Below are 26,526 nucleotides of genomic sequence, written 5' to 3' on the forward strand. Positions count from 1 at the left end.
AAAGTAACCTCATGAGTAACACATATGAACAGCTGTCTCCGTATCTTAAATTGGCAGATGCCGTCATCATCACCGATGAAGCGCATCATATCATAGCCGTAAATCCCGCTTACGAGAAAATTACAGGCTATGTTACAGAAGAAATCATCGGTAAAAGAGCTAGTATTTTAAGAACATCCTATACGCCGAAGGAGACGCACGACCAGATGAAGGCTGCTTTGAAACAGGGCTCCCCTTGGTCCGGCGTATTTACAAACCGTCGCAGGGACAGCAGCGTGTGGCATTCCTCGATTACAATCACGCCGCTGGAATCCACCGGAGCCGTTTACTATGTCGGCGTTTTCCGTGAGCTGGAGAAGCTGAAAAGCGGCTTTTATTTGCCGGAGGAACGAATCAGCTCCATTCAAAGCTCCATGCTGAAGGTGCTTGCGATCTCCTGTGAAATTCGCGACCCCGGCATCGAGCAACATCTCGTCCGTGTGCGGGATCTTACCGAGCGGCTCACGCATTTCCACAATGAACGGCTGCAGCTTGGCTGGCCGGAGGAGCTAGTAAACCGGATCGCGCATTCCAGCATCTTGCATGACATCGGCAAATCCGGCATTCCCGAAGGCATTTTATACAAGCCAGGGCCGCTCGCTTATTATGAGCGCAACATTGTCGAGATGCATACCCAAATCGGCGTAGACATTATTGACAAAATCTATGCCGAGCTTAATGATGATTTATTTAACCAAGAGCTGGAGCTAGGCAAAAATATTATTTTGTACCATCATGAAAAATGGGACGGCACCGGTTATCCTCACCAGCTCTCCGGAGACGGCATCCCCATCGAGGCTCGAATTGTTAGCGTCGTCGATGTATTTGATGCCTTAACCAGCACGCGTCCCTACAAAGAAAAATGGTCCGAAGAAAGAGCGCTTGCCTATCTATCCGAGCAGCGAGGGCAACACTTCGATCCTGAGCTTGTCGATTCGTTTCTTGCTCTTATCCAATAAAACCAAGAACCATTAGCAGCAATAGCGGCTAATGGTTCTTTTATTTGGATGCACGTTCTATGATGGCTTCGATGCGGGATATTCTCTCTGGGTCGCGTGGCATGCCGCTTCGAAGGTTAACCAGAAAAAAGCCCTCCACTTCCTTAAAACTCATATATTCCTCTGTTGGATGATCAGCCGCCAGATCCAAATATCCTCCCGAGAGCCCAATGCTTGCCATAGCTTTCATCGCGTCTTCCGGATAAGCAAAATCATGGACAAGCGCAATGGATAATTGCTTCGCTTTTCCTTTGGCAAACGTCACTGTTACAATTCCAGCCTTCGTGTCATAAGCTTGAGCCTCCGTTTGCTCGGTCATATCGACGTCACGTGAGCGTTCAACCGCCGGCTTATCAAACAGGCGGTCGAGAGTTTCCTCATCCTTATCCAAAAAGTCTCGGAATTGGATGAGCGGTGGAGGATCACTTGTCGGAGTGACGAATCCTTTACGCTCGGGAAGTTCTGTTGATGCCAAAGACAGCAGCGGAGCCTGCGGTTCATGATGCCCGTCCTTCGAGCAGGCGGATAATACGATCAAGATAGCCACAGCTACCCCTATTTTTTTCATGGTAATCTCCTATGACGGCAACCCAGAATAGATACAAAAAGAGACCTTCCCCTGAGTAGAAGTTTCTACCCGGTAGACGGCCTCTAATTGGCTTATTTCATAATAGTGAATGAGCCTTATAGTGCTGGAGCCGTAAACGAGCGACCAGCAAACTCGGCATCCAGCATATAGAAGGCATTGCTGTCTTTGTCGATCCGCTTTAACTTATGAATAATATTATCGAATAGCGCTTCTTCTTCTACCTGCTCATCAATGAACCATTTGAGGAAGTTGATTGTGGCATGCTCGCGATCGCTAATCGCCAAATCAGAAAGATTGTAGAAGCGTTTTGTATTTTGCTGTTCATGTCCATAGCCTTGCTCAAATGTATCCAAAATGGATGCATATTCGTTATTCGGCTCTCCAAGAGCGGATAGCGTGGCGCGACGGCCGCGGTCATTCAGGAATTTGTAAATTTTCATAGCATGGAAACGTTCTTCCTCCGCTTGCACGATGAAGAAATTAGCGAATCCGTCAAGACTTTCGCCGGAGCAATAAGCTGCCATGGCAAGATACACATGCGCTGAATAAAATTCAAAATTCATCTGTTCGTTTAATGCTTCTGCTAGTCCATCATTCATGCTCGTGCACCTCAGCTTTCCTAGATTGTACTTATTCTAACATAAAAATAAAGAACGGCAAATGCCGTTCTTGTAAATGTAACCATTTTATTTGATTATCCGATCATCTTCTTCAGTCGCTTATAAAGCTTCTCGGCCGACGGCGCGCTAACCGTCTTCGACTTAATGACGACAAAACACTCCAGCCTGCAGGTTTTGCAATCGCCAAGGCAATCGCTTTTCTTCTGCTTGATATCCGGATATCGATTTTTCATAGCCTTATAAATCGGTTCTGAGCCATTTTTCAAATTACGTTTGCAATACTTGATCTTCTTCATCCGATCCACCCCGCAGCGCAACGAAGGATTAACTACCTACTTGATGATAATGATTATCATCCCCGTTGTCAACTGCGATTTTTAAGAAGCTCCACGCCTTTGATCAATTGGCTGTCCTCACGTCCAAGCTTCTCGCGAAGCCGCTCCAGAAGCTGATAGCCCGTCTTGTCGTTAAAGCTGCCTGTCGCCTCCAGTTTTTCTGCCTTCTGGAACTCGCTTAGCGCCTCCGCCGTTTTTTCATCGAACATCCCCTCTTGGCCGTTTGGCGCGTAGCCAAGCTCCTTAAGCATTTGCTGAAGCGTCTTCACGTCCTCGCCGTAGCTTCCGACCTTCATATCTGTACCGATTGCAAGCGGCCTGAGCTGCGTAAAGGCAGGCAGGGCAACAGCAACGTCCGGCGATACCCCCTGCTTATTGATCCAGGTGCCATTAGGCGTCTTCCACTGCGCTTCCGTAAGGCTTAAAACAGAGCCATCCTTAAATTGATTAAAGGCCTGTACAACGCCTTTGCCATACGTTTTCTCGCCGACAACTACAGCTCCCGCAGACTCTTTCAGGGCAGCCGTCAGCACCTCGCTCGCGCTAGCCGATTGTCCATTCACGAGGACAACAATCGGGATCGTCCATTCCTTCTCTTGCTTAGACTTATACGTAATGGTCTGGCGTTCGTTTTTGTAAACAACGTTCAGAATAACTTTATTTTTCGGTATCAAAGTGCTTGCGATTTTGATTGTCGGCTGCAGCAAGCCTCCGGGATTGGAACGCATGTCCAGCAAAAGGCCTTTAAGCGGCTCTTTCTTCTGAAGCTCCTCAAGGGCAGCCGTAAATTCTTCAGCTGTCTTCTCCGCAAAACGGCTGATCGTCACATGGCCGATTCCGCCTTCAAGCAGCTCAGACGTAACCGTATGGATCGGTATCGCTTCGCGCTTTAGCGTCAAGGCAATCAGCTCGGTTTGACCTGGCCTTTGAATTTGAAGCGAGACTGAGGTTCCTTCTTCTCCTCTAATGAGTGCAATCAGCTCATCATACGATTTGCCGCTAAGCTTCTGACCATCTACCGAGATAATTGTATCGCCCATCAACAAGCCTCCACGCTCGGCTGGGGCGCCCTTCGTAATCGCGGAGATGACGAATTGCCCCTCCTCCTCGCGGGTTTCTACGCCGATACCGTAGATCTGACCTTCGTAAGATTGGGTGTAAGCATCCCCTTTCTTCTCCGTTAAATAACGGGAATAAGGGTCCTCCAATGATGCAACCATGCCCTCTGCCGCTCCGTTAATGAGCTTGCTAGCTTCGGCTCCGTTCAAATAATCCTTCATAATTTTGTTATAGGATACCGTAAATTGCTTAAATACCGGCTCTGTGAGCATCGGATAGCGATTTCCCATCCAAAAAACCCCAAGCGCGAAGCCAATCACGGTAAACAATACAGCACCCATCACGCAGAGAGTCACAAACCGTTGTTTTGCAGCCGCTGATGTAAAATCGTTCATCTGTTCATCTCCTACAAAGTTTTGTGAAGCAAAACTTACTTCGAAAGCATACGCTTAGTTTTACGAAGCAAAACTTACTTCGAAAGCATACGCTTAGTTTTACGAAGCAAAACTTACTTCGAAAGAACGCGCACGGTCTTGAATGTGCGGTTCTTTTTAGCTACAATCAACCTAATCTTAAATATAAAGAGCAAGAGAGGAGCTTCACCGCAAGCATGTACAAACTAATCGCTATTGATGTTGACGACACTTTATTAACCGATAACCTGACGGTAACCGAAGGTACGAAGCGCGCGATGGAGGCTGCGATCGCACAAGGCGTAACCGTTACGCTGGCAACTGGCCGCATGTTCGCTTCCGCCCAAAAAATCGCTAAACAAATTGAACTCAATGTTCCTATTATTACTTATCAAGGAGCCCTCGTCAAAACTCTGCTGGACGGACAAGTCCTGTATGAGAGAAACGTACCGGTCGATGCCGCCAAGGAGCTTCACGCCTACGTCGAAGCTAATGGCCTCCACCTGCAGCTGTATGTCAATGACGAGCTATACGGAACAGAAGACAACGACAAAATAAAAGCATACTCCAAGCTTTCCAATATTCCTTATAAAATAGAACCAGATTTTAATAAATTGCTCGATTTTCCAATGAATAAAATGCTCATTATCGATGACCCAGCAAAGCTGGATATCATTGCCGAGGAACTTAAGCTCCTGATTGGCGACCGGGTCCATATCACGAAATCAAAGGCGCATTATTTGGAATTCATGCATAAGGAAGGCACAAAAGGACATGCCCTCCGTTTTATGGCCGAGCATTTGGGCTGCAGCATGGATCAAACGATTGCGCTTGGCGATGCGTGGAATGACAATGAAATGATCCTTGCCGCAGGCCTTGGCGTTGCGATGGGCAACGCTATTCAGTCGCTCAAGGATATCGCCGATTATGTAACGCTGTCCAACAATGAAGAAGGCGTTCGACATGTCATCGAGAAGTTTGTGCTTGAAGCACCGACTGAATAGCCGAACCTCATCAATAACGAAACAAAACAGCCCCTTCGCCGGAAGCGAACGGGCTGTTGTTATAAACGAAGGAGCATACGCGAATGAATTGTCCATTATGCGGCGAGCCAAACCATTGCGGAATAAAAGCCGTCAAAGAAGATCAAGCGAATTGCTGGTGCTTTTACGAAAAATTCCCTCAAGAGCTTCTCCAGCAGCTTCCAGACGAGCAACGCAACAAGGCCTGCATCTGCAAGTCCTGTCTGGATGCCTTCCAAGCTTCACGTAAGTAGCCTTTGCAGTCAGATTCTGCTCATAAATGCATCTCATGAAATCAAAGAATCTGACTGCAAGCTAGCTAATGTTTGCACGCTCGGGAATGAAAAATGCCTTCTCAACATCAACAGCAGACAATGGTTTGCTGAAATAGTAACCTTGAATTTTTTGGCATGAGTTGTCCGTCAAAATATCCAGCTGGTCCTTCGTCTCAATGCCCTCCGCAATAACCTCCATATTCAAATGCTGAGCCATCGCAATGATGGTGGATACGATCGCTCGGTCATTGTTATTCTCGGTAATTTCCCGAATGAAAGAACGGTCGATCTTCACTTTGTGAATCGGGAACATCTTTAAATAGCTAAGCGAGCTGTATCCTGTACCAAAATCATCCAAGCTGATTCGTATGCCGTATTCATTCAACTGATTCAAAATGCTGCTCGACACCGTCGCGTCCATCATCATGCTCTCAGTGATCTCCAGCTCCAGATAAGCAGGCTCAAGTCCCGTCTCCTTCAAAATCGCCATAATATATTCTGCGAGCTTGGGCTGGTGGAATTGCTGTGAGGATAAGTTTACGGATATCGGGATTAACGGCCCGCCCTCGTCATGCCATTGCCGCATTTGCTGGCAAGCCTCCCGCAGCACCCAGGTACCCATCTCATAAATAATGCCGGTCTCCTCGGCGATCGGGATAAATAGCGCAGGCGACAACAGCCCTTTCGTCGGATGCTCCCATCGGACCAGTGCTTCGATGCCAACCATTGCCCGGTCCTCGGCCCGAATTTGCGGCTGATAGTGCAGCAGCAGCTCACCACGCTCAATGGCTTTCCTTAAATCGCTCTCCAGCTCAATCTTTTCCAGCAGCTTCTGATCCAGCTCCGTAGAGAAAAATTGATAGTCGTTTTTCCCTTTTTTCTTCACTTCGTACATGGCCGTGTCCGCATTTTTCAATAGCTGCACATCATCGAGCCCATGCACCGGATACAGCGCGATGCCAATGCTGGCCGATACATAGAAGTCGCTGTCTTTCAGACGGTAAGGGGCCTGAATGCAATGAATAATTTCGCTCGCAAGCCGCTCGACCGTTTCTTGGGAAAGGTAATTGCGGCATAACAGCGTAAATTCATCGCCACCCATTCGTGCAAGCATAACCTCATGCCCGTCTACTGCTTTCATGATGCGCCTGCTGACCTCTTGCAGAAACTGATCGCCGATCGTATGCCCAAGCGAGTCATTGATCATTTTGAAACGGTCGATGTCGAGTACCATAACCGCAAAAGGAGCCTCTTTGCTAAGATTCTCTTCGATGGCCTCGGCGATGCTCTGATTAAACAAGCGGCGATTCGGCAGGCCCGTCAGTTCATCGTGAAAGGCTAAATGATTTATTCTCAATTTCGCCTGTTTTTCTTCCGTAATGTCTTTGAAAATAATATAGCTTCCAACCACTTTCCCCTCGACGATTACAGGGACATTGGCTACGCTTAACTCAAGGCGCTCGCCGTCGTTTCGGATGATCGAGGTTTCGTGATTTATCGTTTCTCCTTGAAACGACCTCTGAAACATCTCCTTCACTCGGGCACGGTCCTCGCTGACAATGATCGCATCCAACTTGGAAACAGGTTGATTAATGACTTCCTTGCTGCTGTAGCCGGTAATTTGCAGTGCAATGGAATTATGGCTGATGACCCTATTTTGCAAATCCACGGACACGATGCCGTCTTGGCTATTTTCGTACAAGGATTTGTACCATTTCTCGTTTTGCTCAATCTCCGAGTCTTTCCGGGCAAGCCGTTTCGAAATATAAATGCCGAACAAGGACAAGCTTAACGTAAAAAAAATGCCGCCGGCAATAAAATAAGCCAACCATTGCTGATCCAAAATCACGCCGTAAAACAGAGCAGGCTTGCTGCTGTTATGGAAATTAGCCGCTGTCATACCCGTGTAATGCATCCCGGAAATTGCAGCGCCCATAATGGCTCCGCTTCCAATCTTTTTCCACACCTCTCCGCTCTGGTCGCCCTTGCGAAAATAAAAGGACAGCCACAAAGCCGCGATCGATGCGACAACCGCGATTAAAATCGAAAGCACAAAAACAAATGGGCTGTACGTAATATGAATGAGCATCGCTGCCATCCCGACGTAATGCATAACCGAAATGCCCGTCGCAAGAAGCAATCCGCCAACGAAGAGCTGCGCCTTCGTCAATTCGTAGCGGCCGACAACGTAAAGCGCTATGTAAGCTGCGCCGATAGCTGCAAAGACCGACAATAAAACGATGACTAAATCATATTTAATCGGTATCGGAAGCTTAAGAGCGAGCATGCCGACAAAATGCATCGACCATATTCCCATTCCCATGGACACTGCCCCAAAAAATAACCAGCCGATTCGTGTGCTTCCTCTGGAATTGCTTACTCTGCCGGCCAAATCCAGTGCTGTGTATGAGGCCATTACTGCAATGATATATGAGAAAAAAACTAATAAGCTGTCATAAGAACCGTGAACATGCTCCATTTCATCCCCTCTATTCTATGTAAAATGACTATCTGCCAGAGCACAACTTCATTATACATGAATGATCTAAAATTTTTTTGAAATTATAGAGAATATCACTATAAATAATATGAATTCTCGTCATAAATGCCTGCTTCGTAGGCGTTTCGGCATCATAGATATATAATTTAAGATAAATCTTATATTTTTTAATGCCTGTGGGATGAGATCACTGATGAATAAAAAAGAGCCACCCTTAAAGTCAATGACCTTGGGCGGCTCCTTGCTATTACACCTGCAAATCGATGATTACCGTTTTGTCTCATTTACTTCTTCACCAAAGCTTTTCGCAGCAGATATAGAAAAAAAGGCGCACCAAGCAGCGTAGTAACGCCACCCACCGGCAAGCTGGTCACGTGGTTCTCCATTCCTGGAAATGGCAGCCTGAGCGTCAGGCTTTGCCCGATCCAGTCCGAAGCGAGCAGAAGAAGTGCGGCAAGCAGCGCGCTTACCGGAAACAGATAGACCGGTCTCCTTCCGACAAGCAGCGATGCGATATGAGGGCCGATAAGCCCAATGAAGCCAATGGCACCAACTACCGATACGGATGCCGCTGTTAATGCGGTCGCTATAATGAGCAGAATAAAACGCGCGCGATTGACGGAGAGGCCTAGTCCCTGAGCTGTCGAATCCCCGAGCTGCAGCACTTCTGCCTCTCTGGTGTAGCGCATCGCAAGAAGCAGACCTACAGCAGCCCAAGGCCAAAGCATGGTCCAGCTGCTCCAGCCCCGGCCGTTAAGAGAGCCGAAGGTCCATAAGAAAATCGTCGACAGCCCTTGTTGGTTTTTGAGAAGGAGGAGCGAGGTAGCCGACTGCAAGATCGCAGTCAAAATGACACCAAGCAGAGCCAGCCGCGCGCCGTTGCCCTGCTGCCTAGCATTCATTGCATAAACAAGCATAACCGCGCTTAGGCCGCCAAGAAGAGCGATGAAAGGCAGCGGAATGAATTCAGTCCATGCATTCGGCGCATAGCTAATCCATAGCACTGCCATTAGTACTGCTCCCGAGGATGCCCCGATTAGTCCGGGCTCCACTAATGGATTACGCATGATGACTTGTAAAATGGCGCCCGCCGTTCCCAACATCATCCCGGCTGCAATTGCAACCAGCGCGCGTGGGAACCGCAAATTCCACACGATATGCCGGAATCCTTCATCAGCATCATGACGAAACAACGCACGAATGACTTCATCAGGTGTCAGCATGGTTTTGCCAAGTCCGATATGCAGCACGAACAAAATGGCAATGCCGACCAACGGCAAAAGAATGGAAAGCTGTCTTTTGCGAGCCCGCTTTTTTTGTATTTCCCCCTGGTTAAGCACGAGTGCCGCCTCCTTGCCCTTTGGCAAAAAAGGCTAAAAATAAACCGCCGCCAAGTATCGTCGTCCACACGCCCACTGGAATTTCCATCGGATAGAGAAGCAAGCGCGCAACCGTATCCGCCGCTGTGAGCAGCACTCCGCCGCATATGGCGGATAAAGGCAGCACCGAGCGCGCATCGAGCGAACGCAGCAAAGAGCGGGCCAGATGCGGTGCAATTAGGGCTATGTAGCCTATAGGACCGCACTGCGCTACCGTGATGGCGACCAGCGCCGTACACAACGCAAGCATCCACATTCGTGCGCGACGCACCTGAACGCCAAGTCCGGCTGCCGCTTCATCTCCAAGCTGCATAAGATTTAGCGTGCTAGTGAAGAAGAAGGCCAATGGCAATACGGTCACAAACCATGGCAGCAGCCGTAGTACGTGGTTCCAATTGCGGTTGGCCAATGAACCAAGCAAATACGTATAAAGAAGATTTACATCATTGCTCGTGCCCAGAGAGATCAAAATAATGAGCAGCCCGCTTAGAATGGCCGACACGGACATACCGATAAGCAGCAGGCCAACCGTCCCTCGGCTGCCTCTGGAGGCGATCAGCACGCTTAGGCCGCCTGCCAGACCTCCAATAAGAGCAACTGCGGGATGGAGCAGCACGGTAATCGGCAAATGCAGTACCGTAATAGCGGCCATTGCAAGCGACGCTCCTGATGAAATGCCTAACAGCTCGGGTCCAGCCAGCTTGTTGTTCATCGCTCCCTGCATGATTGCCCCCGCAGCCCCCAGCATGGTGCCAACCATAAAGCCTAGCAAAATTCGCGGGATTCGCATTTCCCAAACGATCGTGCGCCGAAGATCATCTCCTGTCCGGCAAAAAATAATAGACAGCAGCTCTTCCCAGGTCATCGCCGGCGAACCAAGCTTTAACTGCATGGCAGCAGCCGCTAAAAACAGCAGGCCAAATAAAAAAAAAGGAAGAAGCATGCTTCTTCTTCCGTTAACTAGCAATGGGATTTGTTCTTGCATGCTGTTGCTTCCTCCTAGAACAAATCAGGATACATATAGTCAAGCGATTCATCCAATAAAATACCTAATGAGCGGGTGCCCCGGCCATCGCCCCATACCGGAGAACGAACCTCGACAACCTTGCCCTCCTGAACCGCCTTGAGCTTGCTCCATAGCGGGAGCTCTGCCATTTGCTCGGACAACGGCTTCGTGCCTGGGCTGTAAGAATAGCTTTCGATGAAGATAACATCCGGATTTTGTTCCAGCAGCTTCTCCAACGAATACGTAATGCTGCCGTCTCCGTATGGATCCTCGGCTGGGTCGTTAACCCGCCAAGGATATGCCGTCACTTCCTTTAAAACCGTGCCGCCAAGGCCGCTGTCTGTGACAATCGCAAAATTGACGTCCGATCCGTACATAATCAGCGCTTTCTTGTCCTTTGGCGATTTCTGCTTGGCATTGTCCAGCTTGGCTAGGAACGCTTCTCCCGCCGCCTTAGCCTCAGCCGATTTACCGGTCAGCCTCCCAATAGCCTCCAATACGGCAATAGACTCCGTATAGCTCTTCGGATTTGCTAAATAAACAGGAGCAACACCATCGAGCCCTTCCCGAAGCGCATCATGAACCCCCATTAAACCGATAACGAGATCTGGCTTAGCCGTCACGATATCTTCCAGATTCGGCTCGAAGAAGCTGCCCCCAATCGAAGCAAAGGACTCTCCTTTGGCGCCGTAGAACTCCGGCTGTATCGCGATGGTACGGACACCACTCTCCGCAATAGCGACAGGCTCCAGCCCCAGCTCAGCCAATACATCCACGCAAAGCGATACGACGCAAGCAACTCTAGCCACCTGCACTGGAAATTCAAGTTTGGTTCCTGTAGCATCAACGACCGTTTGCGGCTCGAATTCCCCAGCAGATGTCTCCATAATTGCAGCATTCGTCGCCAGATCGCCCTGCTCCTCCGCAGGGTCAGCCCCCGTATTTGCACGGTTTCCACAGGCCGATACCAATAAGGCTGCAGCAAGCAGAAAAATAATGATCGATATTTTTTTGTTTTTCATTACGTTAACTCCCCTTTATTTCAATGTTCGAAAATAAGAATAAACTCTTTTGCGGCAACTCGCTGATCCGAGCAAGAAGCCCTTGCCTGTTACCTCCAGCATTTCCGATTACCTAGCTGCTGCCTGCTCATACGTCTCCGCGCAGCGCTGCATCAACAGGCAAAAAGAGCGGTTATGGCCGATAAAAAACGAAGATACATCATAACGATTGCGGGCCGGTTCATAGGTGACAAGCAAACGATGCTTAAATAAACCCATAGCAAAACGAACGAAATCCTCGGTTTGCCTGCACGAATGAAATGTAATATACGCATATAAGGAATGCTCGAATGGGTCATCCAGCACACTAACGCCCGCACATGAAAACTCTGTTGGGATATTCATGCGGCGAAGAAGAGAAAGCGCGGGATATAGCTCTGCATCTACGGCGAACGAATCCAGCAGCACCGAAAGCTTATCCTTTTTTTTCAGCTTCACACGTTCGGCCCAAGCTACCAGCTCCCGATCCCTCCGCATCCACATCGCATCTGAATGCTTGCTGATCATAAGCTCCTTATTGTCGTTCATGATGCTGTTGCCCATCATTTCCACTCCTTATTAACGTTTAAGAGAAATTGGGAATTGGGTCCTTCAGGTCGCGCCAGTTGCCGGCCATTTCCTCCGGTGTTAGCAGCGCCGTATCCAGCGACCCTGCAATCTTCTCACGGTCCATGCCTATGCCGATAAATACAAGCTTCGTGACCCGGTCGCCCCATTTCTCATCCCAATCCGCCGTTTTCTCGTATTCTCCTCCAAAGTAAGCAAAACGCTCTTCCTCCGATAAAGCAGCGACCCATAGACCTGCTGGCGAGAGCTGCCGCGACACGCCAGCCTGGCTGAATGTAACCGCCATATTATTGCGCGTAGCAATCCACATCAGACCTTTGGAGCGCACGACCGCCTTTGGCCATTTGGCGAGCCATTTCAGCAGCCGTTCCGGATGAAACGGTATTTTCCGCTTATAAGTGAATGTTGCGATGCCGTATTCTTCCGTTTCAGGCGTGTGCTCCTCCTTCTGAAGCTCTTTGATCCAGCCTGCGGATTGGCTTGCTTCTTCAAAATCGAACAAGCCTGTGTTCAAAATTTCTTTTGGATTAACGCCGCCTTTGCTCGCCCTTACCATCCTCGCCCTCGGCTGCAGCCCTTTCAGCGTCCTTTCGAGCCGATCCAGCTCGTCTTCGCTAACCATGTCGCATTTATTAATAATGAGCACGTCGCAAAATTCAACCTGCTCAATCAACAGATGGACAACTCCTCTAGTATCGCCCTCGCCTGCTTCCTGCCCGCGATCAAGCAGCGATTCTTTCGTGTTGTAATCGTTCCAGAAATTGACCGCGTCCACGACCGTAACCATCGTATCCAGCCGTGTCAGCCGGGATAAATCGATATTTTGCTCCTCATCTACGTATGTAAATGTTTGTGCAACCGGCACCGGCTCGCCGATGCCCGTGGATTCGATCAAAATGTAGTCAAAACGCTTCTCCAGCGCCAGACGCTCCACCTCCTGCAGCAAATCGTCCCGCAGCGTACAGCAGATGCAGCCGTTGGACATTTCTACAAGCGATTCCTCTGTCCGGCTTAGCCCGCCGCCATCGCGTATTAAATCAGCGTCAATGTTCACTTCACCTAAATCATTGACGATAACGGCAACTTTCAATCCTTCCCGATTGTTCAGCACATGGTTCAAAATCGTCGTTTTGCCGGCTCCCAAATAACCGCTAAGTACGGTAACCGGAATTTTTTGCTCTGCCGTTTGGTTTGTCATTTGCTTATCCACCTCTTTGCATAAGTTGAATTGCCCAGCGTTTTCATGCGATGCTTCACGTAGTTTATAGTAATTATTACGATTAAACATTAACATAACTTTCCCGCACCATCGTTGCTAAATTTATTATGATGATCGGACATCTTCCTGTGGCCTAACTATTCAAATGAGGTTTATATTCCTCTAGCGAAAACTGGATATGCCCAGCCGTGAGGCGGGAGCTCTCAATAATTGCTTTTCGTTTTGCCTTTAAAACGATTTGCTCCATATCGGCAAAGCTGCATCCCTTGAGCGAAGTGGAAGCTTTCAGCAGCGTATGTTCTTCCTGCTCAAAATCACCGATCAGCAGCTTAATATACTCGTGTCTCGTAGCATCATCGGGCATGCCATACATCATCTTCGTATCGAATCTGCGCCAAACCGCGTGATCCAGCTCCTCCTGCAAATTCGTTGCGGCCATAAACAAGCTGTCGCACTCAAATTCGTCTAGGCATTGCAGCAGCGTATTCACGACCCGCGCCATTTCCTTCACTTCGTCATTGTTTTCCCGCGTTCTGGCTATCGCATCAAACTCATCCAGAAAGAGAACGCAAGGCGACGCTTTGGCATATTCGAATATTTTGCGCACATTGCTAGCCGTCTCGCCAAGGTGGCTATGAATAATGGAGTCCAAGCGGACCAGCACGAGCGGAATATTAAGCTGCTGCGCCATATAAAAGGCCGTTAACGTCTTGCCCGTGCCTGGCGGTCCATACATGACGATTTTATTCGGAATCGGAACGTCATGTTCAGCGAATTTATCCTTCATCTCTAAAATGGTTAGAAATTCCTCGATGATTCTCCGGTTTTCCGGCTGAAATACGATGCGCTTCACCTTGCGCGCACAATCCTTTGGCGAATAGAAGGTCGCCATCTCTGAGCCCTTGGCTCTCGGAAGACGGTTATGATTGTTATTCTTGCTCATTGCGGATAAAACTCCTTTTTCTGAAGCATTTTACTAATAGTAATAATTACGTTTTAAGTATATCAGAAACATTACGATTTGCAATCTAATTTCAGCATTCCGTATTCTGATGTCCCTACTCGCAATCGTTTACTTTGTCTGATGCAAAAAAACAGGAGCGATCCCTTTGGCAGTTGAAACTGCTTGATGGGAAGCTCCTGTATCTTTTTTCAACTCGCTAACAGCATTGAAGCCATAGAAACGCGCTTTATTCTATTCAGCTCAAGAGACCGCTTTGCGCGATCGCTTGCACTCGCCCTTGCTGCATGATTTGTAAGTACCCGTAAAATCAAGCCGATGATCCGTCACCTTGAAGCCGAACTCCCGCTCGATCCGCTGCTCAATCTCATACAGCCAGTCATCTTTAATCTCGGTTAGAGAACCGCAATCCTCGCATATCAAATGATGATGCATATGCTCATGGCCCTCGCCGCGAAGATCGTAGCGGGCCACGCCGTCGCCGAAGTTCATTTTCTCCACGACATGCAGTTCTGCCAGCAGCTCCAGCGTTCGATAAACGGTTGCAAGCCCGATCTCCGAATATTGCTGCTTAACGAGCATAAACACGCCTTCTGCGCTCAAATGATCCATCTCATTCTCCAGCAGCACTCGCAATATAATTTCACGTTGGGTCGTGAGCTTGTATCCGTTCGCCATCAGATGCCGATTGATTCGGTCCATTTCTGTTGTAATATTTAACATTCAGGATACCTCCTTGTATTGAAAAGCCTGCTCATAAACAGGAAACATTTATGAAAAGGCTTACTTTTAGAATGATTATAATTTAATGGTAGTATACTTTTTCGAATTTAGCAAATACCATATTTTAATACGGCTCTCGCGCTGCGCCTTGACATTGATAACAGTTATCGATATGATGAAGGCAAGCTTTATTTCGTAAAAATTACTAATAAGGGACAGGTGAATATAATGAAAGACGGAATACACCCGGTTTACCATCAGGTTTTATTTTTTGACGTGAGCAGCGGCTACAAGTTTTTGACGGGCTCCACCAAATCGTCCAACGAAAAAATGGAATGGGAAGACGGCAACAGCTACCCTGTTATCCGCGTCGATACAAGCTCGGCTTCGCATCCGTTCTACACCGGCAAACAGCGCAACACGGACAAAGGCGGACGTGTGGACCGCTTCAACCAACGGATTCAGCAGAAGAAATAAACCGTCATTCAGCAAAGAAGCTCCAGGCAGTCAGCCGTGTAATACGGTGAGCTGCAAGGAGCTTTATTTCGTTCATCAAAGCTACAACACAGCAGAGATACCGCCATCGATATTGACCGAGGTCCCCGTCACGAAGGACGCCGCTTCCGATACTAGGAAGCCGATGACATTGGCCGCTTCCCGCGCGTTCCCGATCCGGCCGAGCGGAATGCCATGGCGAGGATCGGCAGCAAATTCCTCCCAGCTAAGCTCAGGTGCTTTGGATTGCCACATCCGCTCGATTTGGGCGCTGCGAATAAGCCCGATACAGACGGCATTTACCCGTATCTGGTCTGCAGCGAGGTCTTTGCTCATCGCTTTGGTGAGCGCTAGGCCTGCCGCGCGGCTAACCGAGGTAGGCAGCGAGGAAGCTCCTGGCGTTTTTCCGCCGATCGCCGTTACGTTTACGATTGCGCCGCCACCGGCTTCACGCATATAAGGCAAAGCTGCACGCGCAAAATGAACGGCGCCAAACAGCTTTAAGTCCAGATCCGCCGTCCAAGCATCTGTCTCAACCTGCTCGAAAGGACGGGCTGCCGACGTGCCTGCGTTATTGACCAGAATATGAATGACGCCAAAATGTGCCGCTGCCTCTTCAACGGCCCGAATGGCCTCTTCCGCCTTGGATACGTCCGCGCTGATCGCGAGCGCATCTTTGCCTGTCTGCTCTTTGATTTGATCTACTGCTCTTTGCAGCGCCTCTGCGTCTCTGGCTACAATCGCAATCTCAGCGCCTTCAGAAGCGAGCAGCAATGCCGTCGCCAGCCCAATTCCTTTGCTGCCACCTGTAATGATAGCAGCCTTCCCGCGAATCCCAAGTTCCATCTCCCGCTTCGCCTCCATCATTGCTTTTTGCTTATTTTTGAACGATGTCGATAATCCTCTGTACCTCTGCGTTGATATCAACCTCTATATTCGCAGGCAAATTGACGATAAATATGCCACCAAAGACTTGCTGGGATTTGCCTTTCCAATCCCGGATTTTATTTTTCAACAATTTCAGCTCCAAGGAAAAAATAACCTCTTTGCTTAGCAGCCAATTGTGTCTGGTGAACGTTGATTTCTCAATCGTTTCTATGTACATGGAAGCGTCCTTTATTGCCTTCACCCGTATAACGTCACCGTAAGCCACATTTTCGGTAAAAACAGGATTTTCCTCAATTCGATAAATGTCTTCATCCAGCTGAACGACGTCTAATACCTCAACCTCGCGGCCTGCGCCATCGAAACAGAGATGCAATGGAATAAAATCTTGAATATGATCCACCCTCTAGCCTAATTTCAAATGCATTGCTGAAGCTCTGAGCTGCGAAAGCCCTTCTTTCACATGCAAAATCGCTGCTGCCAAAATCATAGGAATAGTCCTTTCCGTTGAATCTAGCATATACGAATTGCCGTAAAAAAACCACCGCGTTCAGCAGCCAAACGCCTTGATCATAAAAAAGTTGGATGATGGAAACATTATTAGGCGAGGACAAAAAACGGGAGGTTGCTTTGAATTATATCTACAGCTCTTCACTGCTGCTTGCCGGCTTGCTAATCGTAAATATGGTGTACGCTTATCAAAGCAAGCACATCGATCCACATTTTTGGACTACGCTCAAATTTCAGCTTGTGGTACTGCCTTTGTTCCTTATTGCCAATTTGTGCATTGGTTACGGCATCAAAATTGGCTATAAGGCGCTCGGAAATCTTGGATACGTACTGCTGGCCTCCAAAGGGCTTGAACTGTTTGTTTCCCTGCTAATGGGGTTTATCTTTATGAGGGAAGCGCCAACCTGGCGCACATGGGCAGGCCTTGCCATCATCCTGGCCGGTTTTTTTGTCGCCAAAGGCAAATAAAGCTTGCAGGTGAAGGGCAGCACCGGGGTGCTGTCTTCCATTGCAAGCTCATTCGCTTTAGTTGCGCTACACTTTTTTATTTGGTTGATATATCAAAGGTCAAAGGCACGATGCTCAATCATTTTGGTTTTGTCTGCCTTTTTTCTTTTCCTTATCCATATTTTTTTCCTTTTCTCTGTCCTTTTTTCTATCCTTTTCCCTTTGCTGTTCCTTTTCCCTTTCCTTTTTCCGCTCTTCCCTGTCCTTCTTTTTTTGCTTTCGCTCCTCTTCCTTGCTTTGTTTATGCTTATCTTTCTTATCCGATGCTCCCTCGTCTTTTGGTGCCTTGTTATCTTTGCTGTTCAAATTCGGAAGCTTTCCGGATGCCTTCGGAAACGTAAGAACAGGCTCATCTCTTAAAGCGCCCGCCATAAGCGATTGAAATACGGCTGCTGCCGCTTTGGAGCTCGTCGACAAATAATGGCTGCTATCGCTCTGGTCATAGCCAAGCCATACGGCCCCGACAAGCTGCGGCGTGTAACCGACGAACCAGTTGTCCTTGGCTCCATATCCCGTCGTCCCGACCATTTGAGTCGTCCCCGACTTGCCCGCAAGCGGCCGTCCCTTAAGTTCAGCTGAAGTGCCTGTCCCATCCGTAACTACGCCTTCGAGCATGGCCGTCATCGTACGCGCCACCTCAGGCTCTGTCACCTTCGTGCTTCCCGTATTCTGCGAAAACTCCGCTAGAATAGCACCGTCTGCAGACTCGATACGCGTAATGGCATGTGCTCGCATACGGACGCCATCATTTGCAAATACGCCAAATGCTTCAGCCATTTGGAGGGGAGATACCCCTTCCTGAAGACCGCCAAGCGCAAGCCCCAGCGAGCGGTCCCCCTCCGTCAGAGGAATGCCGAAGCGCTCTGCGGCATCCGTTCCTTGTTTAATGCCCATCTCATTCAATAGCTTTACAGCAGGGACATTATACGAATGAATGAGCGCTTCATAAAGTGATACCTTTCCGTGAAAGGACCCGTCCGCGTTTTGCGGCTCATAGCCGTTAATATTAATCGGTTCGTCAACCAGCTCGTCGCTTGGCTTGTAGCCCTGCTCCAAGGCAGGCGCATAAACGACGATCGGCTTGATCGTTGACCCCGGTTGCCGCTTCAACTGAGAAGCACGGTTAAAGCCGCGAAACGGCTGATCCCCCCTACCGCCTACGAGCGCCCGAATTCCGCCATCGCGGGGATCAATCAAGACAGCGCTGCTCTGAATCAATTGATCCGGCTTACTTTCCGGGAAAAGCGATTCCTGCGCGTACACCTGCTCCGCCGTTTGCTGCATGTTTATATTCAGTGCCGTATAAATACGCAGCCCGCCTTGGATCACTTCATTTTCCGATAATCCATATTGACCGACCGCTTCACGTATAATCTGATCTACATAGTAAGGGTAGCTCATATGATCAATTCTGTTTGGCTTAGCGCTGAGCAGGTGCACCGACTCGTTAAGCGCAGCAGTGTAGCTGTCCTCGCTAATGATGGCTTGCTCCTTCATCAGTTGAAGGACCACATTCCGCCTCGCAGTCGCTTCTTTTATATGTTTATAGGGAGAAAGCGCTGAGGGAGCTTTAATAAGGCCAGCCAGCAAGGCCGATTCAGCCACCGTCAACTGCTTGGCTTCCTTGCCAAAATAAATGCTTGCCGCCCGCGAAATCCCCCACGCCCCCTCGCCATAATAAATTTGATTGAGGTACATCCCCATGATTTCCTGCTTATCGTAATTCTCTTCTATTTTCTTCGCCAAAAGCACCTCATTCCACTTCCTAGACCAGGTGCGCTCCTGCGATAGAAATACATTTTTGGCAAGCTGCTGCGTAATCGTGCTGCCGCCTTGTACCGTGCCGCCTGATGTGAAATTCGCCATAAAAGCACGCCCGATGGCGCGCATATCCATTCCGCTATGCTCAAAATACCGTTTGTCCTCCACGGCTACAACTGCATCCACCATGGACTGCGGGATATCTTCATACGCTATTTCGTCAATATCATTGAAGGAGATGCGCGTGGCTTCTGTTCCGCTTTGATCATACAATATCGTTGCAGCAGGCAGCGGCACCTCCAATTGACCGATATCCTGCGCGTTCACGAGCTGACGAAACGTTATCCAGCCGCCTAGCAGCGCGATTGCAATGAATGACAATAACAACAACAGAATGCTTTTACCCTTTATTCTTCTTTTTTTTGCTTGCTTTTTCATGTTCGTTCCCCCGTGTCTGTGTTTCCTTCGCATTAAACTATTCGCAGTTAAAACCAATTTTCAGTACACTTTACCCATCCGTTCTGCACGCACAAAAAAAATGCCGAGAAGCAAATTCCTGCTCCCCAGCATTTTTTAGACCTATTTTATAATCCTCAAACATCATTTGCCCGATTATGATCGTATCTCAACACTATTTGGTCAAGCTCGCATTTCGGTTTGTGAAAGCTTATCGAAAGCTTCCGTAAGCAGCAAAGTGAAATCGTCCCGTTTGGTCAGAAACTGCTCATATTGCCCCTGTGCAATGTCATCATCTGGATTAGCCTCCAAATAGATTTCCAGCTCTGCGATCGTTTGATTGATTTCATACAAAACATCCCTGCTGCCATTGTTTTTGTCTGCGCTTCTCTTTATTGTTTTCCAAGCTTCGTTCAATGCGTATGCCTCCTGCTGCCCTATTCTATTGTTTTGCATAAATGGCGTACCTGCAACAATAGGGCTTCGTTATCTAAGATATTCAGGAGACAATGAAATAGAACCCTTCACCATCAAAAAAGGCACGCTGGATTCCGTTCACGATGCTTCTTTCATACAATCGGAAGTCGAGCCGGGCCCCTCGCTGCATTACTATTCGCTCGGGTAAGAAATGAAAAAGCTCCGCGACTGCGGAGCTTTTTCATCCATTTCATTATCCTGTTAAGCGAGCGGTTACATCTAGCAATCTCAAGGTTTGCACTTTCACCGCCTCCAAAACAACCCTATCAAATTGCCCATCCTCTGCAACGGTTGCGCTCGCACCATACGGATTGCCGCCTGCCTTAAAAAGTATGGGATCGGTGTAGCCTGGTGCGACGATGATGGCTCCCCAATGATAAAACGTCGTATAAAGCGATAAGATCGTCGCTTCCTGTCCCCCATGCGGGTTTTGTGCTGAAGTAAACGCCGATACGGCCTTGTCGGCAAGCTTGCCTTTGGACCACAACCCGCCTGTCGAATCAATGAACTGCCGCAGCTGGGCAGCCGCATTACCGAACCGGGTAGGCGTTCCGAACAAGATCGCATCCGCCCATTCCAAGTCCTCTGTAGTCGCAACCTTAATATCCGAGGCAGCCTCATGATGTTTTTTCCAGGCTGGGTTGGAAGCAATGGCTTCCTCAGGCGCACTCTCCTTCACCCTGAGCAGCCGAACCTCCGCTCCCTGCTTCACAGCAGCTTCTTGAGCGGCTTTTGCCAATTCATAGTTAGTCCCTGTTGCACTGTAGTATACGATAGCTAATTTCACCATAGGTCGTATTCCTCCTTACCGGCTAAGCGGTGTGCATTTTAGACTAGCTAATACCCTCTTTTCGCCAGCATTAATCAAAATATTTCCCGAGAAATGATGTTTCAAGCCAGGTTTTAGCTATTTTCGTCAGCAGCTCCTTATCCGAACATGCTCTTTATTTTTTGCCAAACGGATTGTTCTTCTTCTTCTTCAAGTGTTCCCCATTGCAATTGAAACAGAATCGGAGGAATAAATGCAGGGTCCAGCCAGGAATAGGTTCCGTCATTACACAAATTGCCAATAAGGATGCCTTTCTTTTTCGAATGTTTTAAGGCCCAGTGCCCGCTGTAGACGATCATATCCTTTTTCTCAATAAGCGATATTGCTTTACTGTAGCTGAACGAATTTTTAAGAGATGCATTGATCGACTGAACCTGTCGTTCATAGTTTAGTTCCCGCTGCTGCCAGCTGCATTCGGAGTCCCATAACTCAATAATTTGGGTACCTGAGAGGTCTTTGATACCTTCAGCAAGCCTGTCTGAAATATATAAGTCATCCGAAGCTTGATCCCCTTCCTCTGAGAGCAGCTTGAATATCGAGTATTGGCTGATTTTATCCGGATATACAGTTAAGGCCTCGATCCTTGAGATTTTCCCGGAAGGCAATCTGCTTAATTTACTATTAACATAATCAAGCCCATCAACGACCTGCAATAGATTGAGCAGATAATAGGGACCGTCTGGTGAAAAAACAGGCAAAAATTGAAGCTCCTCTTTGGGAATCAGCTGTTCTAATTGGTTTTTCCCTTTTTCCGAAACCGCATAAAGCTTCCAATGGATGCCGACAAAATCAGGAACCGCACCCTCGTAATTCGTTTCCAGTTCAAGAGATATCCAGTTCTCGATTAACTGTTTGTTCAACCTTCCCCGTAGCCTTTCGTGAGTCTGCTCATCTTTAAAGGTGTAGGATTTAAAATTAGGGTCCGTATAAAGACCGTGTATCTTCATGAAATACTCCCTTGGCCTATAGACAAAATGCCTATTTATTTGATCTTTCACCCTTCGACATTTCCCTGCATTTTCCTCCTTATTCCACTAAGCAGCTAGAAAATTATCGGACGGGTTGATTCATCCTTTATTATTCAGGGTAATGGAGACTAACCAATTCATTCAAAGGAGTGGTTCAAATGGTTACCAGACAAAATAACGTTGAGATTGAAGAACGCCATGTGGAGAAAAAATCGGATTCCAGCTTGGTTGCCTCTACATTCATCAAATATGCTGCCTACATTATTATCTTTTTCGGAGCATTGTATTTCTTGGTACGCTACGTATTCCCGATGTTCTAATCGCACGAAACAAGGGCTATCCCCCGCGGTTGATGACCGTTTGGGATAGCCCTTTCTTTCACTTATCATGTAAAACCGAATAGGTAAAAGGATAACATGAACTAACATTTTCACGTCTTGTTCGATGCGCCAGTAGGTCATCCTTATGACCATGAGAGTATCACCATTATGGACGAGAAAAGGTCATGCGTATGGCCGCGAGAAGATAAATTTCCAATAATTATGTCTCCTTTTAAATAGCGGGAAAACATCCTGTTAATTATGATGATTCCGGAGATTGATCCATTTTAGCTGGAATTTCTCCTGTTAATACGAGCATTCTCTTCGCTGTGGGTGCTGAATCCCGAAATTATAGGGAGCTATTCCCGTTAAATGTTTCAGAGCAAGCTGTGCAAAGAAATTAACAGTACATTTTCCAGGTAATTCGCTGCTACATGCCCATCTTCCCTTCTCTGTTCTTCCCTCAGTAAGTTCATGCTCGTAACAAGCCTAGTATTACTACACTCAAACACACCTTACATTGTAATTCAAAAACTTCAATGGAATATTCCACCACTTTTTCTCATTCTGCGGAATAAGTCGACTCAAATCCAAGATAAAAAACTCCTCAGTCCATGTTGCGGACCGGGAGTTATTGTTGCTGCTAGACTTATTGCACGTGAATCAACCGTTCTATCCGCTAATCGCTATGCTGGCAGAGCGTCGGCTAGTGATCATATATAGAGTTGAAGCGGTGGCACAGAAGATGCCTAAGATGAGATAAAGCAGCTGCGGGCCCAAATGATCGACGATAACGCCTCCGAAAGCATTGCCAACAATACCGCCTAACCCCCAAGTAACTGCTGCGAACAGCGTCTGCATAGTGGCTTTAGTCCGGTCGCTGGAATAGCTCTCAACCACCTCTACAGCCGTTCCTGCTACAAAGGCGAAGGCAATCCCGTCAAGCAGCTGCAAGCCCAGCGTTAAATAGACGTCGGCAAAAACAAACAGCAGAACATATTTGAGCGCATAAATGGCAGCAGCGGCACTAAGCACACGGTAACGGCCAATTTTCCGGCTGAGCTTAGCCGAAATCAAGAACATCGGAACTTCGATAATCGCCGCAATTGCAAACGCGCTGCCCAGCAAGCTTTTGTCAAAACCAAGTTCCTTGAAATAAATTGGCAAAAATGAAAAGTTGATCGCTACGGACATAAAGGTCATCATGCTAATGCCGACAAAAATTAAAAATGGACGGTTCCGAATCACCTCGCTGACCTGCTCCAATACCGTCGTCTTGCGAAAGGCCGGCTTCGTGCTTGGCAGCAGGAGGATAACCAGCGTTAGGCATAGATTGATTGCCAGATAGTAAAAGAAGATCGAATCATAGCCGTATTTTTCATAAAGAAACCCCGATGCGAAGGCGCCAATAGCATAACTAAGCGCCCCCCACAGCCTGATGCTGCCGAAAGAAAAGCCCTCTCGCTTACCGATCTCAACGGCAAAGGAGTCACTAAGCGGGGCCATTGAGGACTGAAACCATGCGAAGAAAAGAGAAAGCATAATAATTGCAGGCAACCCGTCAAAGAAATAAAAACCGATCCCGGCCACGGGCGCCGCCACAGCCGATACGAGTAAGATCAACCGGGGATTGCTCATCCGATCATTCAAAATCCCCATCACAGGCTGCGAAACAACACTGACGAATGCCCATAAGGAAAGAATTAAGCCCACGACGGTGTTGCTAAAGCCTTTGTCGCTAAAAAAGAGGCTCGTATAAGGCGTATAGACGGAAATGGCCAAATACATCAAAAAATAATAACCTGCTAATCTTCTCACGCCGAATCTCCTTTGTGTCAGCCTTCATTGTGCGTTCAGTTTATCGTATCTTGAGCCATTATAATCGTGATGCCAGCCTTTTGTAAAAGCAATTTCGTTTATTGTAGCCCGAAGTTAACACGTATTTGCAGTGCGATATGGTAAAATGCGAATAGAGAAGCGCTGAAATGATAAAGGAGGGTTTCTGCCATGGGGCGGTTAATCGATCAATATATCCGTAATGCCGAGGAGAGAGAATGGGCTTATAAAATAGATGCTTTGGCGGCAGGATTTGCCGAGCGGGCGGCTGCGCATGACCTGCAGGGCTCTTTTCCGCACGAAAACTTTGCCGAGCTGCAAGCAGCTGGTTATTTAAAGCTGACAGTGCCAAAGGAATTCGGTGGCGATGAAGCCTCGCTGCATGAGCTAGTTGGCCTGCAAGAGCGCTTAGCCTACGGTGACGGCTCGACGGCGCTGGCCGTGGGCTGGCACATCGGTCAGGTCCTTCATTTGCGCACCACCCGGAAATGGCCGGAACAGCAATTTGAGAAGCTGTGTCAGGCCATCGTTCAGGAAGGGGCCATGATTAATACATTGGCCAGCGAAGCTGGATCCGGAAGCCCCAGTCGGGGAGGCAAACCGGAAACGGCTGCCATACGGGAGGACGGAGGATATCGCATTACAGGTCGCAAAACGTTCAGCACGCTGTCTCCCATCCTAGACCGCTTTGTTGTGACCGCCTATATCCCGGAGGAAGAGACGGTCGCTGATTTTCTTGTTTATAAAAATGAACAAGTAAGCATTGCCGAGACTTGGGACACTCTTGGCATGCGGGGCACAGGCAGCCATGACGTCATTCTGGACAATGTCTTCACCGCAGAGGAAAATCGCCTCACCGGCAAAGGAACCGACGACGGCGGCGGCTGGCTGCTGCATATCCCTGCCTGCTACCTCGGAATTGCACTGGCTGCGCGGGACTTTGTCATCCATTATGCGAAGACGTACCGTCCCAATCATTTGCAAGGCCCCCTTGCCGAGCTCCCTGCTATCCAGCAATCCATCGGTCAGATGGAGGCTGAGCTTCGCGTAGCCCGCAGCCTTCTGTATGAAGCTGCTGACCGCTGGGATGCGGAGGCAGACAACCGTCCGAATCTCAGGCCTGAGCTCGGATTAGCCAAATACATCGCAACCAACCATGCGATAAAGGTCGTAGACATCGCGATGCGTATCGTCGGCGGCGCAAGCTTATCCCGAAAGCTTCCACTGGAAAGATATTACCGCGACGTGCGTGCAGGCCTGCATAATCCGCCTATGGATAACATGGTGCTGCAGACACTCGCCTCGGAAGCCTTAAAGGAACAATAAACCGTATTTATTGACTAACCCTCTCGGGCAGCTAAAACAAATCATCCTTCGTTCCGCCTACAGGCGTGTTTGCAGCGATAAAATATTCAGCTTGCCCGAAACGGGCCAGTACTTTCCTATCTGGCTCCCAAACCCACTTGTCCATTTCCGTCTGGCAGCGATGTGCTCGGAAAGCGGCAAGCTTGGCTTCCAAATGGTGACGAATGTCGATTTTGACAATATCCTTTTTGGCATAACCAAACGACTCGGGCGCTTCCATCGCATCGCCGAAGCTAATGTAATAAAGTGAGCTCGGCTGACTTGCGCGCCGGAAAGCATCGGTCGTCGCTTTGCCGATTGCGCAGTGATCAGGATGACCGCCGAAAACTTCATGGAAGGTTAGTACAACATCGGGTCGAATCTCTTCCATTAACGCCGCAATTCGATTGACTAACAGCTCATAATCGTAAAATTCAACCATTTTATCGCGTATATCAAAAAAAATCAGCCGCTCGATACCGAGCGCTTCACAGGCTTTGTTCAGCTCTTGTTCCCGAATCGCAGGCATCGTTTCCCGGTTTACATACGGGGGATTGCCCATTCTGCGTCCCATTTCGCCTCGGGTAGCGCTGACAAGCGTAATCTCCACTCCCATCGCGGCATATTTGGCGAGCGTCCCGCCGCAAATAAAGGATTCGTCGTCCGGATGTGCAAATACGGCCAATAGTTTTCTTTTCGATTTGTCATCTCTTATTTTCATTCTGGAAACGGCTCCTTCCCCAAATGCAAAGCGACATTCATCCTGCCCAGATCATCATATCCTGCCAGCAGCAGCCTGCCTTCCGCTGTCTCTTCAAAATGCGTAAGGGCTTCCATGCGAAGCCAGCCTTGCCCGTCAAACTTGAGCGCGATTCGGTACGGGCCCTCTCCAGCAATGAAAGCCTCTTCCAGCTGTACCTTAAAGTTACGGACAAACAGGTAAGAGGTCGCTTCACTATGCACATAAAGCTCCTGCGCTATAAAAGCTCGAAACGCTGCATCCAGCCCAAGCTTGGTTATTTTTATCATGCCGCTTCATTCCCCTTTTGTTTAAATAAATAGAAGCTTCTATATTTTAGCATGACCATCAGCTAAATCTCCATAGAAGGCATATTTGCTATGTAATATTATGGTGGTAACTTGCCTATGCATAAGCTCAAAAAAAAAGCTCTTCAGACCGATAGCCTGAAGAGCTTTTTTTCTATTTTCGACCTAGCTAAAACGAACTTAAGCTAATAACGAACTGAGTTGCTTTCATTATCTATAGAATGGTTACGATTTAGATGGAATTCCTCCACTAGCGTTGCATTAAACCTGTCCTAGTCTTGTAGGTATCTAAGTTTGTTCAATAATTCACAAACTTTCAAGTTTC

The 26,526-nt window shown here is 48.2% G+C and carries 28 protein-coding genes; 7 read left to right on the plus strand and 21 right to left on the minus strand.

Annotated features, from left to right (window positions below; translation table 11 throughout):
- Positions 1–11: 11 nt before the first annotated feature.
- Positions 12–998: an HD domain-containing phosphohydrolase gene (locus FJQ58_RS12630; RefSeq protein WP_139993882.1), complete on the plus strand. Its 987-nt coding sequence runs from the start codon at positions 12–14 to the stop codon at positions 996–998.
- A 40-nt stretch (positions 999–1,038) separates the two neighbouring features.
- Here FJQ58_RS12630 and FJQ58_RS12635 read toward each other — a convergent pair whose 3' ends face one another.
- From FJQ58_RS12635 to FJQ58_RS12650, 4 genes are all read right to left on the minus strand, one after another.
- Entirely contained in the window at positions 1,039–1,605 is a 567-nt protein-coding gene (locus FJQ58_RS12635; RefSeq protein WP_139993884.1) for a hypothetical protein, read from the minus strand.
- Between the two features lie 116 nt (positions 1,606–1,721).
- Entirely contained in the window at positions 1,722–2,225 is a 504-nt protein-coding gene (locus FJQ58_RS12640; RefSeq protein ID WP_139993886.1) for a ferritin, read from the minus strand.
- Between the two features lie 95 nt (positions 2,226–2,320).
- A complete protein-coding gene (locus FJQ58_RS12645) occupies positions 2,321–2,542 on the minus strand; it encodes a DUF1450 domain-containing protein (RefSeq protein ID WP_139993888.1) in 222 nt (73 codons plus the stop codon).
- Positions 2,543–2,610: 68 nt separating this feature from the next.
- Positions 2,611–4,035 carry a S41 family peptidase gene (locus FJQ58_RS12650; RefSeq protein WP_139993890.1) on the minus strand — a complete coding sequence of 475 codons (1,425 nt, stop codon included), beginning with the start codon at positions 4,033–4,035 and terminating at the stop codon, positions 2,611–2,613.
- 215 nt (positions 4,036–4,250) lie between these two features.
- On the opposite strand from FJQ58_RS12650, the gene FJQ58_RS12655 reads away from it, so the two are divergent.
- Positions 4,251–5,057, plus strand: a complete 807-nt coding sequence (locus FJQ58_RS12655) for a Cof-type HAD-IIB family hydrolase (RefSeq protein WP_139993892.1) — start codon at positions 4,251–4,253, stop codon at positions 5,055–5,057.
- Positions 5,058–5,140: 83 nt separating this feature from the next.
- A complete protein-coding gene (locus tag FJQ58_RS12660; protein ID WP_139993894.1) occupies positions 5,141–5,329 on the plus strand; it encodes a cysteine-rich CWC family protein in 189 nt (62 codons plus the stop codon).
- A gap of 61 nt (positions 5,330–5,390) precedes the next feature.
- Here FJQ58_RS12660 and FJQ58_RS12665 read toward each other — a convergent pair whose 3' ends face one another.
- The 8 genes from FJQ58_RS12665 to fur all read right to left on the minus strand — a co-directional run bounded on the left by FJQ58_RS12665 (position 5,391) and on the right by fur (position 14,766).
- Positions 5,391–7,829, minus strand: a complete 2,439-nt coding sequence (locus FJQ58_RS12665; protein WP_139993895.1) for a bifunctional diguanylate cyclase/phosphodiesterase — start codon at positions 7,827–7,829, stop codon at positions 5,391–5,393.
- Between the two features lie 305 nt (positions 7,830–8,134).
- Positions 8,135–9,190 carry a FecCD family ABC transporter permease gene (locus tag FJQ58_RS12670; protein WP_238404021.1) on the minus strand — a complete coding sequence of 352 codons (1,056 nt, stop codon included), beginning with the start codon at positions 9,188–9,190 and terminating at the stop codon, positions 8,135–8,137.
- The gene (locus tag FJQ58_RS12675; protein WP_139993897.1) at positions 9,183–10,214 is read right to left on the minus strand and encodes a FecCD family ABC transporter permease; all 1,032 of its coding nucleotides are present in this window, start codon (positions 10,212–10,214) and stop codon (positions 9,183–9,185) included. Before FJQ58_RS12675 ends, FJQ58_RS12670 begins: the two co-directional genes overlap by 8 nt.
- Positions 10,215–10,228: 14 nt before the next feature.
- Complete coding sequence (locus FJQ58_RS12680; RefSeq protein WP_139993899.1) at positions 10,229–11,257, minus strand: ABC transporter substrate-binding protein; 1,029 nt, start codon at positions 11,255–11,257, stop codon at positions 10,229–10,231.
- Between the two features lie 108 nt (positions 11,258–11,365).
- Complete coding sequence (locus FJQ58_RS12685; RefSeq protein ID WP_139993901.1) at positions 11,366–11,839, minus strand: hypothetical protein; 474 nt, start codon at positions 11,837–11,839, stop codon at positions 11,366–11,368.
- 22 nt (positions 11,840–11,861) lie between these two features.
- Positions 11,862–13,061 (minus strand): GTP-binding protein, encoded by a 1,200-nt coding sequence (locus tag FJQ58_RS12690; protein WP_139993903.1) that lies wholly within the window; start codon positions 13,059–13,061, stop codon positions 11,862–11,864.
- A gap of 154 nt (positions 13,062–13,215) precedes the next feature.
- Positions 13,216–14,025 (minus strand): AAA family ATPase, encoded by an 810-nt coding sequence (locus tag FJQ58_RS12695; RefSeq protein WP_139993905.1) that lies wholly within the window; start codon positions 14,023–14,025, stop codon positions 13,216–13,218.
- Positions 14,026–14,286: 261 nt separating this feature from the next.
- A complete protein-coding gene (gene fur, locus FJQ58_RS12700) occupies positions 14,287–14,766 on the minus strand; it encodes a ferric iron uptake transcriptional regulator (protein WP_139993907.1) in 480 nt (159 codons plus the stop codon).
- 228 nt (positions 14,767–14,994) lie between these two features.
- Between fur and FJQ58_RS12705 the strand changes: the two genes are divergently transcribed.
- On the plus strand, positions 14,995–15,243 hold the full coding sequence (locus FJQ58_RS12705) for a type B 50S ribosomal protein L31 (RefSeq protein WP_053377646.1): 249 nt from the start codon (positions 14,995–14,997) through the stop codon (positions 15,241–15,243).
- Between the two features lie 81 nt (positions 15,244–15,324).
- Here FJQ58_RS12705 and FJQ58_RS12710 read toward each other — a convergent pair whose 3' ends face one another.
- A complete protein-coding gene (locus FJQ58_RS12710) occupies positions 15,325–16,107 on the minus strand; it encodes an SDR family NAD(P)-dependent oxidoreductase (protein ID WP_139993909.1) in 783 nt (260 codons plus the stop codon).
- A 31-nt stretch (positions 16,108–16,138) separates the two neighbouring features.
- Positions 16,139–16,549 carry a DUF4265 domain-containing protein gene (locus FJQ58_RS12715; protein ID WP_139993911.1) on the minus strand — a complete coding sequence of 137 codons (411 nt, stop codon included), beginning with the start codon at positions 16,547–16,549 and terminating at the stop codon, positions 16,139–16,141.
- A 185-nt stretch (positions 16,550–16,734) separates the two neighbouring features.
- On the opposite strand from FJQ58_RS12715, the gene FJQ58_RS12720 reads away from it, so the two are divergent.
- Entirely contained in the window at positions 16,735–17,124 is a 390-nt protein-coding gene (locus tag FJQ58_RS12720; protein ID WP_238404022.1) for a hypothetical protein, read from the plus strand.
- Between the two features lie 114 nt (positions 17,125–17,238).
- On the opposite strand, the gene FJQ58_RS12725 is transcribed toward FJQ58_RS12720, so the two are convergent.
- The 4 genes from FJQ58_RS12725 to FJQ58_RS12740 all read right to left on the minus strand — a co-directional run bounded on the left by FJQ58_RS12725 (position 17,239) and on the right by FJQ58_RS12740 (position 21,633).
- Positions 17,239–19,362: a transglycosylase domain-containing protein gene (locus FJQ58_RS12725; protein ID WP_139993913.1), complete on the minus strand. Its 2,124-nt coding sequence runs from the start codon at positions 19,360–19,362 to the stop codon at positions 17,239–17,241.
- A 201-nt stretch (positions 19,363–19,563) separates the two neighbouring features.
- Positions 19,564–19,797, minus strand: coding sequence for a hypothetical protein (locus FJQ58_RS12730; protein ID WP_139993915.1), 234 nt, complete (start codon positions 19,795–19,797; stop codon positions 19,564–19,566).
- Positions 19,798–20,050: 253 nt separating this feature from the next.
- Complete coding sequence (wrbA, locus tag FJQ58_RS12735) at positions 20,051–20,647, minus strand: NAD(P)H:quinone oxidoreductase (RefSeq protein ID WP_139993917.1); 597 nt, start codon at positions 20,645–20,647, stop codon at positions 20,051–20,053.
- A gap of 137 nt (positions 20,648–20,784) precedes the next feature.
- Positions 20,785–21,633 (minus strand): imm11 family protein, encoded by an 849-nt coding sequence (locus FJQ58_RS12740; protein WP_139993919.1) that lies wholly within the window; start codon positions 21,631–21,633, stop codon positions 20,785–20,787.
- Between the two features lie 179 nt (positions 21,634–21,812).
- Between FJQ58_RS12740 and FJQ58_RS32565 the strand changes: the two genes are divergently transcribed.
- A complete protein-coding gene (locus FJQ58_RS32565; RefSeq protein ID WP_202915258.1) occupies positions 21,813–21,974 on the plus strand; it encodes a hypothetical protein in 162 nt (53 codons plus the stop codon).
- Positions 21,975–22,646: 672 nt separating this feature from the next.
- Here the strand turns inward: FJQ58_RS32565 and FJQ58_RS12745 are convergent.
- Positions 22,647–23,792, minus strand: coding sequence for an MFS transporter (locus FJQ58_RS12745; protein ID WP_139993921.1), 1,146 nt, complete (start codon positions 23,790–23,792; stop codon positions 22,647–22,649).
- A 189-nt stretch (positions 23,793–23,981) separates the two neighbouring features.
- On the opposite strand from FJQ58_RS12745, the gene FJQ58_RS12750 reads away from it, so the two are divergent.
- Entirely contained in the window at positions 23,982–25,136 is a 1,155-nt protein-coding gene (locus FJQ58_RS12750; protein WP_139993923.1) for an acyl-CoA dehydrogenase family protein, read from the plus strand.
- A gap of 31 nt (positions 25,137–25,167) precedes the next feature.
- On the opposite strand, the gene FJQ58_RS12755 is transcribed toward FJQ58_RS12750, so the two are convergent.
- Entirely contained in the window at positions 25,168–25,875 is a 708-nt protein-coding gene (locus FJQ58_RS12755) for a PIG-L family deacetylase (protein WP_139993925.1), read from the minus strand.
- A complete protein-coding gene (locus FJQ58_RS12760) occupies positions 25,872–26,183 on the minus strand; it encodes a DUF1806 family protein (protein WP_139993927.1) in 312 nt (103 codons plus the stop codon). Before FJQ58_RS12760 ends, FJQ58_RS12755 begins: the two co-directional genes overlap by 4 nt.
- Between the last annotated feature and the right edge of the window lie 343 nt (positions 26,184–26,526).

Origin of the sequence: Paenibacillus paridis, assembly GCF_006345825.1 — a bacterium.
Classification (GTDB): Bacteria; Bacillota; Bacilli; order Paenibacillales; family Paenibacillaceae; genus Pristimantibacillus; species Pristimantibacillus paridis.